Here is a 12,765-nt window from a genome sequence, read left to right as displayed (position 1 = left end):
GAATGTTATATTTAATATTATGAAAAAAACTGCTCCTAACAGCACTATTATACACATATGTCAGAAGTTGAACCAACGTAACCTGATCACCGCATACGGTGGCAATGTGAGCATGCGTATTGGCAACAAGGTTATTATAACCCCGACGAAATTCGCATTGGCCGAATTGGGAGAGGATGACCTTGTGGTTATAGACCTGGACGGTAATGTGCTTTTTGGCGTGCATGAGCCATCGTCTGAGACGCATCTTCACCTTGAGATATACAAGGTCAGGGAGGATATAAACGGTATAGTGCATACGCATCCTGCGGCTACTACCGCATTCGCCTATACAGGGGAACCGATAATACCGATTAATCCGGAAAGCATGCAGTATCTTTCCAACATGGTAACGGTGCCTTATTATCCGTTTGGCAGCGTTGAGCTGGCTGATGCGGCGGGGCAGGCGGCGGTGAATGCCAATGCCCTTATATTGGCGCGCCATGGTATAGTGGCTTTGGGCCAAGACCTATATGCCGCTTATAACCTTACCGAGCTGGTAGAGCAAACGGCGCTTATGAACCTTTATTTGAAAATACTCAAAGGCGGTGTATAAATGACGAATACGCTGGAATGGACCGGCAACAGCCTGAAGCTTATAGACCAGACCGTGTTGCCGTTGAAAGAGAGAATAATAGAATGCCGCAGTTATGAGGATGTGGCCGATGCCATAAAAACCATGAAGGTCCGCGGGGCGCCGGCCATAGGCGTTACGGCGGCATACGGCATGGTGTTGGGCGCTATGGGAATAGAAACATCCGATGCCGAGGCTTTTATGCAACGCCTAAATCATATAGCAGACGTCATAAAAGCTACCAGACCTACGGCCGTTAATCTGTTTTGGGCTGTGGACAGGATGCTTACAGTGGCTCGGCAAACCTCTAAAACCGGCATTGTTGAGGACATAAAAAGAGCCATGCAGCTAGAAGCCGATCAAATGGCTAAAGACGATATAGAGGCCAATAAAGCCATGGGAGAATTTGGACAGGTTTTGTTAAATGACGGCGATAGAGTGCTTACGCATTGTAATGCCGGTGCTCTTGCCACGGTGGGTTACGGTACGGCGTTAGGGGTCATACGCGCGGCGGTAGGCCACGGCAAAAGGATATCGGTTTATGCCGATGAAACGAGGCCGTTTTTACAGGGAGCACGCTTGACGGCGTGGGAATTAGCCAAAGACGGCATAGATGTGACGGTTATAGCCGATAATATGGCAGGATATCTTATGGGAAGCGGTAAAATAGATAAAGTAATAGTAGGGGCTGACAGGATAGCCGCCAATGGGGATACTGCCAATAAAATAGGCACTTACAGCGTGGCGGTGCTGGCGCATCATCATCAGATACCATTTTATGTGGCTGCTCCCGTATCTACTATAGACAAAACCCTGCCTGATGGCAGTCATATACCTATAGAGCAAAGGGACCCAAAGGAAATGATATATGTCAACGGCGTGCAGATAATGCCGGATGACGTAAAGGTTATCAATCCGGCGTTTGACGTTACCCCACATGATTATATTTCAGCTATAATAACAGAGAAAGGGATCTTATATCCGCCTTATAATATGATTAATAGTTAGGCTATAGGCTAGCAGAGAGGCGGATCGTGATACATTAAATGCATTTGAAGGGATGTACGGTATGAGATTTGTGATAATTACAGGTTTATCGGGGGCAGGAAAAAGCCAAACGCTTCATTTTATGGAGGATTTCGGTTTTTTTTGCGTGGATAATTTGCCGCCATCGTTGATCCCGAAATTTGCAGAATTGTGTTTTCAATCCAGAGGTAATATAGATAAAATAGCAGTGGTTACCGATATACGTGGAGGCCAATTCTTCAACGATATGGCCGAATGTTTATCAGTGCTGAAACAACAGGGTTACCCATACGAAATATTATTTCTGGAAGCCTCGGATCAGGCACTGATAAAACGATTTAAAGAAACCAGACGCCGCCATCCATTAGCTAGTGAGGGAAGGGTAGCTTACGCCATAGCCGAAGAGCGCAGTCGCCTTCAATATATAAAAGAGAAGGCTACTTATATAGTAGATACCAGCGATTTATTGCCCAAACAGCTTAAAGAACAATTACATCATCTATTCGTTGAGAACGAGCGATACGAAGGCATGTCTATATCTATAATATCTTTCGGGTACAAGTATGGGCTTCCTTTGGATGCCGACCTCGTATTTGACGTAAGATTTTTACCAAATCCGTTTTATGTGCCCAGTCTTAAAGAGCATACAGGTTTAGAGAAAAGCGTGCGCGAATATGTGCTCAAACAGCCCGAGACCCCTGTTTTTATATCCAAGTTGAAGGATTTGCTGAGTTTCTTGATACCTGGTTATATAAAAGAAGGCAAAAACGAGCTGGTTATAGCCATAGGATGTACAGGAGGCATGCACCGCTCGGTGACCATAGCGGAGGTTATAAAGGAATATTTAATGGCTCAAGGATATAAAGTAATGGTAGATCATAGAGATATAAACGAGAGAAGGTGAGCCATTGTCTTTTTCCCATAACGTTAAAGACGAACTTTGCCGACGAAAGGTAAAAAACGCTTGCTGCCAAAGGGCTGAGGTGGCGGCTTTTTTACAAACGATAGGAATTGTAAACATAAAAGGGAATAATAATATAAGCATTAAATTTCATACTGAAAATGCAGCTATAGCGCGTCGGATATATGAATTGATAAAAAGCCTTTATAATATAGTGCCTGAGCTTACCGTATACCGCAATGAACGCTTTCAAAAAGCACACGGTTATACTTTGACCGTCACCGATAGCGCGGATGCCGCTCATATTATGAGAGATACCGGCGTGCTGTATGATGATGCGGAAGCGAATAATATTTTAAATTATAATATAGATCAAAATGTGATAAAAAAACGTTGTTGTAAGAAATCATATTTACGTGCGGCATTTTTAGGCATAGGTTCAATAACAGACCCTGAAAAAGACTATCATCTAGAATTGGTAGCCGGCGATGAAACCTATGCCCGAAGTTTGGTCGAACTGATACATCATTTTGATATAAATGCCAAATATATTGAACGCAAGAACAGTTATGTGGTATATTTAAAAGAAAGCGAGCAGATAATTCGTTTTCTAAATATAATTCAGGCTACAAATTCATTGCTGGAAATAGAAAATGTAAAGGTATATAAAGATATGCGTAATAATATAAACAGACTGGTAAATTGTGAAACGGCGAATTTGACTAAAACTGTCGACGCTGCTTGGCGGCAGCTTAGCGATATACAATATATAAAGGATACGGTCGGATTAAATATTTTGCCGCGGCAATTAAGACAACTGGCGCAATTGCGTATGGAGAATAAAGAAGCCAACCTAAAAGAACTGGGCGAAATGTTGGATCCCCCGCTAAGCAAATCGGGCGTGAATCATAGGTTGAAGAAGATAGAGCAGCTGGCGGAAGATTTAAAAGAGCGGAAAGGAGCGATACAGAATGATACAAGAAAAGATTAAGGTTACCAACGGGATCGGTCTTCAATCCAGAGCTGCGGCCACCTTTGTCCAAATAGCCAACAAATTTAGAGCCTATGTATGGCTGGAGATCAGCAACAAAAAGGTAGATGGCAAAAGCATACTGGGCTTGATGGCTATGGGCGTTTATGATGGCAGTACAGTGGAGCTTACGGTATCAGGCGATGATGAACAAGAGGCTTTTAAGTATTTGGCAGATTTTCTGTGTAAGCCTTTTGATGCATCGGCGTATGCTAAGATGCTGGAAGCTATGCCTAATCATAATGATCCCGAAGAAATGAAACGTTGGCGTGAAGAGCATCCGCAACCTCATCAGGGGCAGGATAAACATACAAATGAAGAGACGGCGCTGGGTGAGTGATATATGCCTAGATTTAGTCATTTACATGTGCATACAGAATACAGCTTATTGGACGGTGCAGGACGTGTAAAGGATCTGATAAAACGGTGCCAAGAATTGGGTATGGGCAGCATAGCCATTACCGACCATGGCAACATGTACGGTGTGGTTCATTTTTATAAAGAGGCCAGTGCAGCGGGTATAAAGCCGATTATCGGTTGTGAAGTATATGTCGCTCCACGCTCTTTGTCCGATAAAGAGCCTCATATAGATGATTCGTATGCGCATTTGACGTTATTGGCCAAGGATAATGGCGGTTATAAGAACCTTATAAAACTGGTATCGACAGGATTTATAGATGGGTTTTATTACAAGCCGAGGGTGGATATGCAGCTGCTGCAGCAATATCATGAAGGTCTTATAGCTTTAAGCGGCTGCCTTGCGGGGAGCATACCTGTGCTCATACTCGAGCAGCGTTATGAAGAAGCCGAACAGATGGCGTTGAAGTTTAACGATATATTTGGCGACGGTAATTTTTACCTCGAACTGCAGGATCACGGCATAGATGATGAACAGCGTGTGATTCAGGAGCTGATAAGGATATCGCGGCGTACCGGCATCCCGCTGGTAGCCACCAACGATGTCCATTATGTGGACAAGGCCGATGCCGATGCTCATGATGTCCTGTTGTGCATACAAACTGGTAAGACTATAGATACCCCTGATAGAATGCGTTTTCAAACAGATCAATTTTATCTCAAGTCGCCATTGGAGATGTATGAATCCTTTGATTATATACCGGAGGCTATAAGCAACAGTGTTGCGATAGCTGATCGCTGTAATGTAACCTTTGACTTTAGCAAACGTTATTTGCCAAAGTACGATGTACCATCGGGCTTTACATCAGAACAGTATCTCAGGCAATTGTGTGAGGAGGGCATTAAACGGCGTTACAGCGATATAACGCCGCAGGTAAGGGACAGGCTGGAGTATGAATTGAGCGTTATATGCCAGATGGGATATGTTGACTATTTTCTCATAGTATGGGATTTTGTTAAATATGCAAAAGACAACGGTATAATGGTGGGTCCTGGTCGTGGCAGCGGCGTAGGCAGCCTTGTCGCATATGCATTGAACATAACAAATGTCGACCCGCTGCAGTTCGGTCTGCTTTTTGAGCGCTTGCTTAATCCTGAACGGGTTAGCATGCCGGATATAGATGTCGACTTCTGTTTCGAGCGCCGCCAGGAGGTTATAGATTATGTATTTCATAAGTACGGTTATGACCGCGTGGCGCAGATAATCACATTCGGGACCATGGCGGCTCGGGCGGCCATACGCGATGTTGGGCGCGCCCTTAATATGAGTTATGCCGAAGTGGATGCCGTAGCCAAGATGATACCGTTTCAATTGGGCATGACCATTGATAAAGCTTTAAGCATAAGCGGCGAATTGCGCGAGGCATATCAGGATGCGCGCATAAAGCGCCTGATAGATACGGCTAAAGCCTTGGAAGGGTTACCGCGACATGCTTCGACGCATGCTGCGGGAGTAGTTATATCAGAAAAGCCGTTAACGGAATATGTGCCACTTCAACGCAATGACGATGTGATAACCACACAGTTTACCATGGGAACGCTGGAAGAATTAGGCCTGCTTAAGATGGACTTTCTGGGCTTGAGAACGCTGACGGTTATACGAGATGCTGTGGATATGGTGCGATCCAACAGGCATATCGATGTGGATTTGGACAGCTTGTCGTTTGATGATGCCGCAGTGTATGATATGATAGGGCGGGGAGATACCGATGGCGTGTTTCAGCTGGAAAGTGCGGGAATGAAACAGTTTATGAAGGAGTTAAAGCCATCTTGCCTTGAGGATATAATCGCGGGTATATCGTTATACAGGCCAGGTCCTATGGAACAAATACCGAGATACTTGGCAGGCAAAAAAGATCCTCAGCACATATCGTATACACATCCGTGCCTTCGTCCTATTTTAGAGGTGACCTACGGGTGTATGGTTTATCAGGAGCAGGTTATGCAGATAGTCAGGGATATTGCCGGTTATTCCATGGGCAGAGCTGATCTTGTACGCCGAGCCATGGCCAAAAAGAAAGCTGACGTAATGGAAAAAGAACGCCAAAGCTTCATATACGGCGTAGTGGATGGGGAAGGCAATATAGTAGTGCCCGGTGCTGTGCGCAATGGCATAGATGAAGCCAGTGCCAGCGCGATTTTTGATGAGATGGAGGAATTTGCGAATTATGCCTTTAACAAGTGCCATGCTGCCGCCTATGCAGTTATAGCGTATCAGACAGCATGGCTTAAGTGCCACTACCCTATTGAATTTATGGCGGCTATGATGAACAGCTTTATGGATAACACCGATAAAATAGCTTATTATATACAGGCAGCCAAGCGCATAGGCATAAGAATATTACCTCCGGATATAAACCGTAGTAATGCTAAATTCAGCGTTGAGAGCGATACTATAAGATTTGGGCTGGCCGCCGTAAAAAACGTAGGCAAAGAGGCCATAAATGCCATAATAAATGCCCGAGAAAGCGAAGGCATGTTTACCAGCTTCACCGATATGTGCCGCAAAGTTGATATGCGTGCTATAAATAAAAAGATGATGGAAAGCCTCATAAAATGCGGAGCATTTGATTCATTGGGTATAAAGCGCTCGGCGCTGCTGAAGGTTTACGAGCGTATTATGGAAAGTACGTGGCGCAACAAGAAAGAGAATCTGGATGGACAGGTATCGATTTTTGATAAGGCCGCAACACTGCAAGTCTCAAGTGAAAGCGACGAATTACCCGATATACCCGAATATCCTGTTAAAGATATACTGACAATGGAGAAAGAAACGCTGGGCATATATGTTAGCGGGCATCCACTTGCAGAACACAGCGATATCCTCGAAAGCTGCTGTACCGCTAACACGGCGCATATAAAGGCATTGAAAATAGATGAGAACGACGAAGATATTTTAGAAGATGGTATGTCGGTCAAAGACGGCGATAACGTCGTAATGGGCGGTATAATAACCGCTATAAAGACAAAAACTACAAAAAACGATAGCTTGATGGCTTTTATGACGCTAGAAGACCTTTACGGAGCTATAGAAGTATTGGTATTCCCTACGGTATACAACCGTTATTTGTCCATGCTAAAACCGGATAACATCGTACTGATACGCGGCCGTATAAGCGCGCGCGAAGGTGAAGAGCCGAAGCTTATATGCGATGAGGTCAATCCTTTACCGCAATCGAATAAAGCCCATCGTCTATATCTTATTATAGGTAAAGGAAAGAATGTGAGCATCACAGAGGATATAAAGCCTCTGTTGGAATGTTACAGCGGCAAAGTGCCCGTTTATTTATATGATGAAGCATCTAAACATCGTTTCATGGCTGATAAGAAACTTTGGATAGAACTCACGCCGGAACTGTTAAATAGGCTCGAAAAACTTTTGGGCAGCGAGTGTGTGAAAGTGATATAATGTTGCTGGGTTTTAACAACGACATACTGAGAATTAAGGAGAACTTAAAAATGGAACAGGATAAATTGGATGAAATATTAGGAGATTATATATGCATTAAAGCATTGGAAGACGGCGTAACCATTATAGGGTTGACCAGAGGACGGGATACGAAATTTCATCATACCGAGAAACTGGACAAGGGAGAGGTAATGATAGCCCAATTTACCGAAAATACTGCTGCCATAAAAATCAGAGGTAAAGCCACAATACTTACAAAGATGGGCGAGCTTAGCAGTGACTGATGCTTGACGTAATAAGAAATTTTAGATAAACTTAAACATAATATCATAAAGTGGAGGTACATATGAAGACGATAGGCGTTTTAACCAGCGGCGGAGATGCACCGGGCATGAATGCGGCCATAAGGGCGGTAGTACGCACCGGCGCATACAACGATATAAGGACTTTAGGTATAATGAGAGGATTTCATGGCCTTATTCGCGATGAGATTCAAGAGTTGGATATGTCGGCCGTAGGCGATATATTGCATAGGGGCGGCACCATCTTAAGAACTGCTCGCAGCGAGGAATTTAAAACCGAAGCCGGTATGCAAAAGGCTATTGGGGTTATAAAAAAGCATGGTATAGAGGGAATAGTCGTGATAGGTGGCGACGGCTCATTCAGAGGAGCCAGGGATTTGACCAGGTTGGGCGTGCCTACCGTAGGGCTGCCGGGTACTATAGACAATGACATAGCTTGTACGGACTATACTATAGGCTTCAGCACGGCTGTTAATACCGTCATCGATGCCATAAACAAATTAAGGGATACCGCTTCCTCGCATGATCGCATAAGCATCGTTGAGGTGATGGGCCGCAATGCCGGCGATATAGCGCTTTATTCCGGTATAGCCGGAGGTGCGGAGAGCATTATAGTTCCCGAGCTGCCATTTGATGTGGATGAGATATGCAAGCGCATAATACAAGGTAGAAACAGGGGTAAGCAGCACAACATCATAGTGTTGGCCGAAGGAGTGGTATTAAACAAAGAGATAAGCGGTACTATCGAGGTAGGTAAGGAAATAGAGGCTAAAACCGGTTTGGAGGTTAAAGTCACTATATTAGGCCATATACAGCGCGGCGGCAGCCCTACGGCCTTTGATAGAATACTGGCCAGCAGCATGGGGGCAAGAGCAGTGGAATTGTTAAAACAAGGCATAGGCAATCGAGTAGTGGGGATAAGGGATAATCATATAGTGGACTTTGAAATAGAAGAAGCATTGTCTATGAAACGTTCATTCAATCAGAACCTGTATCAATTGGCTCAGATCCTGTCGATGTAGACTGGGGGCATAACGTTGAATTCTTATGACACGCATATAAAGGTGCGTTATAAGGAAACCGATCAAATGGGCATAGTGCATCACTCGAACTATTATCCATGGTTCGAAGAGGGGCGGACGGATTTTCTGGCTTCATTGGGCAGAAGCTACGGGCAGATGGAGAAAGACGGGCTTTTGATGCCGTTGCTGGAAAGTCACTGTGTTTATAAAAAACCGGCTTATTATGAGGATCGGCTTATAATACGTACATACGTAAAAGAAATAAAAGGCGTCAGGATAACCTTCGGCTATCGGGTTCTCAAGCAACCAGAGCAGGTTTTGATAGCCGAGGGCTATACTGTACATGCCTTTGTAAACAAGAATATGAAACCTGTAAACGTAAAGAAAATTGACAAAAACCTCTATGATTTATTATCCGAATGCTTGGCTTAAGGCGCTGCTTGAGCCAGCATTTTTTCCATATCTATCATTCCATTGCCTTGTGCATTCCTGGGTTGACCTTTAAGCGGATTTCCTGATGATAATATGATCTTTTTTACCTCGTCGGGTGTAAGCGACGGATTTTTTTGCAGGAGCAGGCTTATGGCTCCGGATACTATTGGGGTGGCAAAAGACGTGCCGGACATGGTTTTATATTTGGCGGGGTCTATAGCAGTGCCCTTTTTGTATGTCCCGGCGGCGATAGCATCGCTCAGCCTATGGCTGTTGCCCGCAATGTTATCGGGATGGTAATCGACATCGGCCGCCAGAGAGGTTATGTTTACCCCTGGCGCTACTATATCCGGCTTATCGACCCTGCGGCATCCTCGAGATGTGCCGCGGCTGGAAAATGGGGCGACGATGTCGTCATCGATTGTCGTGGTGCCTTTGTCGTCGGCAGCCCCTACAGTTATTATAACGGGACTGATACCGGGTGAAGCTATGGTATTATCTTTAGGGCCACTGTTGCCTGCCGCGGCTACCACTACGATGCCGCTGTCCCATACGGCTTTGACCGCCAGCATCATCGGATCTATGCCGGTAAATACCTTATTGCTGCCTAAAGACATGGACATTATCCTTATCCCGTATTTATCCTTGTTATCGGTTGCCCACTGCATACCGGCCACTATATCGGATACATTTCCGCTGCCATTTTCATCTAGTACCTTTATGCCGACCAGATTACTCTCAGGAGCTATGCCTTTATACTTGCCGTTGGAAGAGATACCGTTGGAAGCAGCATCTCCGGCTACATGAGTACCGTGACCGTTATCATCATATGGCTTGTTAATACCGTTTATCAGGTCTTTAAACCCTATTATTCTATTTTTGGGCTGTATCAAATCAGGATGAGGATATATTCCGGTATCCAGTATGGCTATGGTCACACCGCTGCCGGTATAACCTGCTCTATGACACTGGGGCGCTTTAACCTCAGGCCGTGCAATATCCAAAAAACACTTAACGTTTGCATCATTGGAGATATATACGACATCTTTCAATAAAGCTAGGTCTTTTATATACTTATAAGAAAGCTCCACCGCATAGGCTTTTATCAGTGGAAGCTTGTATTTTATCCTGCCATTGGCTTTATATATAGCTTCTTCGGTAACTTTATCTGCTAAATCTTTTGCAAATATTATGACCGATACGGTTTGCTCCATACTATCTGTCCGCATCATATGCATGAGAATATCAGGATCTACCTTACGCTGTATCAGAATATTGGACCAAAGGCTCATTATTGTACCTCCCTTCATTATAGTTCATCTTATGTCATAAGCACGCTAAATGTTATAAGTAACACATTTTATATTTGCAGCGTAATATAGAGTAGAGCGCAAGCTTGCAACATTATTTTTTTAGGAGGTATTCTTATGGCCGGAATATTCGGTGATGACGAAAGCTTACTGTTCTTCTTCTTGCTGCTGGTTATATTGTTCGGAGCGGGTGGTTTTGGGAAGAAGGTCGAGGGTGCATCCGGATACGGAAGTGGCGATGAAAGCTTATTATTCTTCTTCCTGTTATTGGTTTTATTTTATCAGTGCGGCTGCGGCACGGTCAAATAAGATCTAGGGCCTATATGATACATGCTGCAAGCTGTATGTTTGCAGCATGTAAAAATAGAAAAGTAGGGTATAAAGGCGATGAGCGGGAGCTCTTTATTATTCTTTTTCATACTGCTGACGGTTATAGCCGATGTGCGATTTGACGATGATGAGCTGTTGTTTTTCTTCTTGGTTTTAGAGGCTGTAAATCGACGTCCCTTTATTATTACATAAGCAAAGCCTTATATTAGGGCGATGCTTTAAAGTGGAAAGGAGGGTAAACGCTATGCCGAGTGAAAGTGGATTTTTTGGAGGCAAGTGGCTATGGATTATAATACTGCTTTTCTTCCTCGGGGGCTTCGGCAAGAAGGATGATGTAGCCGCGGCGGGTGCATTTGGAGATGATGAGAGCTTACTTTTCTTCTTCCTATTGTTGGTGCTGATATACCAGGGTGGCGCTTTTGGCAAGACAGCCTGACATATTTCAAAAGCAGGCCGATTTATGGCCTGCCTATACATAAAAAACCAGAGGGGGATTGTTTATGTTTCAGTATTTTATAATTTTACTGCTATTGTTAAAAGCCGTACATACTAAAAGTACAAAACCTGCAGATGAATATACCGAGTGGACACAAATTGAGACACCACAGGATGGTCAGGATGATGATGTCAACATCCCTGAACTTCCTCCTCCGGAAGATGGGGAAGGAAATAAACCGTTGGATTTAACCGTACTTAAAAAAAACATGACCGATCTATCCGGATTGCTTAGCGGGATAAAACCCTATATGCCTAAAGATGTTCATAAACCTATAGACAGTTTTTGCTGTATAGCCAGGTTTGTAGAGGATATCGATAATTTTACCAATATTGGCAAATCGGATGATTCTACCTTAGAACCATCCACATCCTCTATGACATTGTATGAGCGTCAAAGAGCCATATTGGAAGAATTTAAAAAGCATGTCGACGACAATGGGAAAAAGATATTGGATGACATAGTTAAACTCCATGAAGCTGTAAAGCAGATAAATGATATTTTTCAACCATCTGCTGTCGAAACCGCGGATTATAAAGATAAAATCTGGCGTGCTGTTGATGCTGTGAAACCGTTAATGGCGGAGGATAAACAAAATCAGATAAACAATCTCTTAAAAAAGCTCAAACTTTTCGAGGCTATAAACAGTATCGATAACATAAGCGATGATAGCCAATCAAAAGAGCAACAAATGCAGGCTGTGATTAATGTTATAAAACCGCTTATGGATGAAAAACAGCAAGAATCGCTGGATAAATTCATGATGCTTGCGGAAATGATGTCCAGATCACAGGAGCTTAATTTTGATGATGATAACCAAGATGACGATGACAGCATGGAAATGGCACAATAACGGCAGGCATAGCACAGATCCTATATCTGTGCTATGCCTGTATACGACAATCAGGGCAGTAACCATAAAAGTATACCTGACTGTACAATACATCATAGCCGCTTACTTCTTTCACTTTGTTCAGCAACTCATCGTCAAATGCTATGTCCAGATCAAGGTCATCTACTCTATTACATTTTATACATATTATATGCGGATGCGGTGTTGTATTGGCATCATATCTGCCGGTAGACGTCATATCTTTTAATTCCTGAATCAAACCTGCGTCTTTCAGTATGTCTATAGTTTTATAAACGGTAGCCAGGCTCATGGTAGGATAATCATTCTCCAGAGTTTTATAGATCATTTCTGCGCTTGGATGTTGTTTCGTGCCCCTCAACATTTCATAGATAGCTATTCTCTGAGGAGTCGCTTTTATTTTATATTTTTTAAAAAGCTCTGGAATAGACAACGTATTGCTCAAACATATCCCTCGTTTCAATTATTTCATAATAGTCATTATCATATTGCATAGAATATCATTAAATAATTACATTGTCAATGAAATAAAAAGAATTTATTATTTCTTATATTTTTGGCGCAAAAAAATCCCTGCAAACTTGTTAATTGCAAGGAATTTATAGA

General features: G+C 43.4%; 15 protein-coding genes. 13 read left to right on the top strand and 2 right to left on the bottom strand.

The window, feature by feature from the left end:
- The first annotated feature begins 19 nt into the window (after nucleotides 1-19).
- The 9 genes from JG770_RS02925 to JG770_RS02885 all read left to right on the top strand — a co-directional run bounded on the left by JG770_RS02925 (nucleotide 20) and on the right by JG770_RS02885 (nucleotide 9,152).
- Complete coding sequence (locus JG770_RS02925) at nucleotides 20-595, top strand: class II aldolase/adducin family protein (protein WP_291954973.1); 576 nt, start codon at nucleotides 20-22, stop codon at nucleotides 593-595.
- Nucleotides 596-1,621: an S-methyl-5-thioribose-1-phosphate isomerase gene (gene mtnA, locus JG770_RS02920; protein WP_291954970.1), complete on the top strand. Its 1,026-nt coding sequence runs from the start codon at nucleotides 596-598 to the stop codon at nucleotides 1,619-1,621. It abuts the gene before it with no gap.
- 61 nt (nucleotides 1,622-1,682) lie between these two features.
- Complete coding sequence (rapZ, locus tag JG770_RS02915) at nucleotides 1,683-2,543, top strand: RNase adapter RapZ (protein ID WP_291954967.1); 861 nt, start codon at nucleotides 1,683-1,685, stop codon at nucleotides 2,541-2,543.
- Between the two features lie 4 nt (nucleotides 2,544-2,547).
- A complete protein-coding gene (whiA, locus tag JG770_RS02910; protein WP_291954965.1) occupies nucleotides 2,548-3,531 on the top strand; it encodes a DNA-binding protein WhiA in 984 nt (327 codons plus the stop codon).
- The gene (locus JG770_RS02905; RefSeq protein ID WP_291954963.1) at nucleotides 3,512-3,910 is read left to right on the top strand and encodes an HPr family phosphocarrier protein; all 399 of its coding nucleotides are present in this window, start codon (nucleotides 3,512-3,514) and stop codon (nucleotides 3,908-3,910) included. Before whiA ends, JG770_RS02905 begins: the two co-directional genes overlap by 20 nt.
- Before the next feature lie 3 nt (nucleotides 3,911-3,913).
- Nucleotides 3,914-7,396: a DNA polymerase III subunit alpha gene (locus JG770_RS02900; protein WP_291954961.1), complete on the top strand. Its 3,483-nt coding sequence runs from the start codon at nucleotides 3,914-3,916 to the stop codon at nucleotides 7,394-7,396.
- A gap of 50 nt (nucleotides 7,397-7,446) precedes the next feature.
- Complete coding sequence (mtrB, locus tag JG770_RS02895) at nucleotides 7,447-7,680, top strand: trp RNA-binding attenuation protein MtrB (protein ID WP_291954959.1); 234 nt, start codon at nucleotides 7,447-7,449, stop codon at nucleotides 7,678-7,680.
- A gap of 62 nt (nucleotides 7,681-7,742) precedes the next feature.
- Complete coding sequence (pfkA, locus tag JG770_RS02890) at nucleotides 7,743-8,720, top strand: 6-phosphofructokinase (protein WP_291954957.1); 978 nt, start codon at nucleotides 7,743-7,745, stop codon at nucleotides 8,718-8,720.
- A 15-nt stretch (nucleotides 8,721-8,735) separates the two neighbouring features.
- On the top strand, nucleotides 8,736-9,152 hold the full coding sequence (locus JG770_RS02885) for a thioesterase family protein (protein WP_291954955.1): 417 nt from the start codon (nucleotides 8,736-8,738) through the stop codon (nucleotides 9,150-9,152).
- On the opposite strand, the gene JG770_RS02880 is transcribed toward JG770_RS02885, so the two are convergent.
- Nucleotides 9,149-10,444, bottom strand: coding sequence for a S8 family peptidase (locus JG770_RS02880; RefSeq protein WP_291954953.1), 1,296 nt, complete (start codon nucleotides 10,442-10,444; stop codon nucleotides 9,149-9,151). The two genes, JG770_RS02885 and JG770_RS02880, sit on opposite strands and share 4 nt — an antisense overlap.
- 135 nt (nucleotides 10,445-10,579) lie before the next feature.
- Here JG770_RS02880 and JG770_RS02875 point away from each other — a divergent pair, with 135 nt between their 5' ends.
- From JG770_RS02875 to JG770_RS02860, 4 genes are all read left to right on the top strand, one after another.
- On the top strand, nucleotides 10,580-10,771 hold the full coding sequence (locus tag JG770_RS02875) for a hypothetical protein (protein WP_291954952.1): 192 nt from the start codon (nucleotides 10,580-10,582) through the stop codon (nucleotides 10,769-10,771).
- Between the two features lie 78 nt (nucleotides 10,772-10,849).
- Nucleotides 10,850-10,984 carry a hypothetical protein gene (locus JG770_RS02870; protein ID WP_291954951.1) on the top strand — a complete coding sequence of 45 codons (135 nt, stop codon included), beginning with the start codon at nucleotides 10,850-10,852 and terminating at the stop codon, nucleotides 10,982-10,984.
- A gap of 52 nt (nucleotides 10,985-11,036) precedes the next feature.
- Nucleotides 11,037-11,228 carry a hypothetical protein gene (locus tag JG770_RS02865; protein WP_291954950.1) on the top strand — a complete coding sequence of 64 codons (192 nt, stop codon included), beginning with the start codon at nucleotides 11,037-11,039 and terminating at the stop codon, nucleotides 11,226-11,228.
- A gap of 64 nt (nucleotides 11,229-11,292) precedes the next feature.
- A complete protein-coding gene (locus JG770_RS02860; RefSeq protein WP_291954947.1) occupies nucleotides 11,293-12,141 on the top strand; it encodes a hypothetical protein in 849 nt (282 codons plus the stop codon).
- A gap of 31 nt (nucleotides 12,142-12,172) precedes the next feature.
- On the opposite strand, the gene JG770_RS02855 is transcribed toward JG770_RS02860, so the two are convergent.
- Nucleotides 12,173-12,604, bottom strand: coding sequence for a transcriptional repressor (locus JG770_RS02855; RefSeq protein ID WP_291954944.1), 432 nt, complete (start codon nucleotides 12,602-12,604; stop codon nucleotides 12,173-12,175).
- Nucleotides 12,605-12,765 lie beyond the last annotated feature (161 nt).

This window comes from Mahella sp. (assembly GCF_020054945.1).
Taxonomy (GTDB): Bacteria; Bacillota; Clostridia; order Mahellales; family Mahellaceae; genus Mahella.
This window is presented reverse-complemented; position numbering and strand designations above follow the sequence as displayed.

Bases quoted from the DNA above. Each gene is read 5' to 3' on its own strand.
- JG770_RS02865 (WP_291954950.1), top strand. From the start codon at position 11,037: ATGCCGAGTGAAAGTGGATTTTTTGGAGGCAAGTGGCTATGGATTATA.
- JG770_RS02875 (WP_291954952.1), top strand. From the start codon at position 10,580: ATGGCCGGAATATTCGGTGATGACGAAAGCTTACTGTTCTTCTTCTTG.
- JG770_RS02925 (WP_291954973.1), top strand. From the start codon at position 20: ATGAAAAAAACTGCTCCTAACAGCACTATTATACACATATGTCAGAAG.
- mtrB (WP_291954959.1), top strand. From the start codon at position 7,447: ATGGAACAGGATAAATTGGATGAAATATTAGGAGATTATATATGCATT.
- rapZ (WP_291954967.1), top strand. From the start codon at position 1,683: ATGAGATTTGTGATAATTACAGGTTTATCGGGGGCAGGAAAAAGCCAA.
- JG770_RS02905 (WP_291954963.1), top strand. From the start codon at position 3,512: ATGATACAAGAAAAGATTAAGGTTACCAACGGGATCGGTCTTCAATCC.
- mtnA (WP_291954970.1), top strand. From the start codon at position 596: ATGACGAATACGCTGGAATGGACCGGCAACAGCCTGAAGCTTATAGAC.
- JG770_RS02860 (WP_291954947.1), top strand. From the start codon at position 11,293: ATGTTTCAGTATTTTATAATTTTACTGCTATTGTTAAAAGCCGTACAT.
- JG770_RS02880 (WP_291954953.1), bottom strand. From the start codon at position 10,444: ATGAGCCTTTGGTCCAATATTCTGATACAGCGTAAGGTAGATCCTGAT.
- JG770_RS02900 (WP_291954961.1), top strand. From the start codon at position 3,914: ATGCCTAGATTTAGTCATTTACATGTGCATACAGAATACAGCTTATTG.
- JG770_RS02870 (WP_291954951.1), top strand. From the start codon at position 10,850: ATGAGCGGGAGCTCTTTATTATTCTTTTTCATACTGCTGACGGTTATA.
- pfkA (WP_291954957.1), top strand. From the start codon at position 7,743: ATGAAGACGATAGGCGTTTTAACCAGCGGCGGAGATGCACCGGGCATG.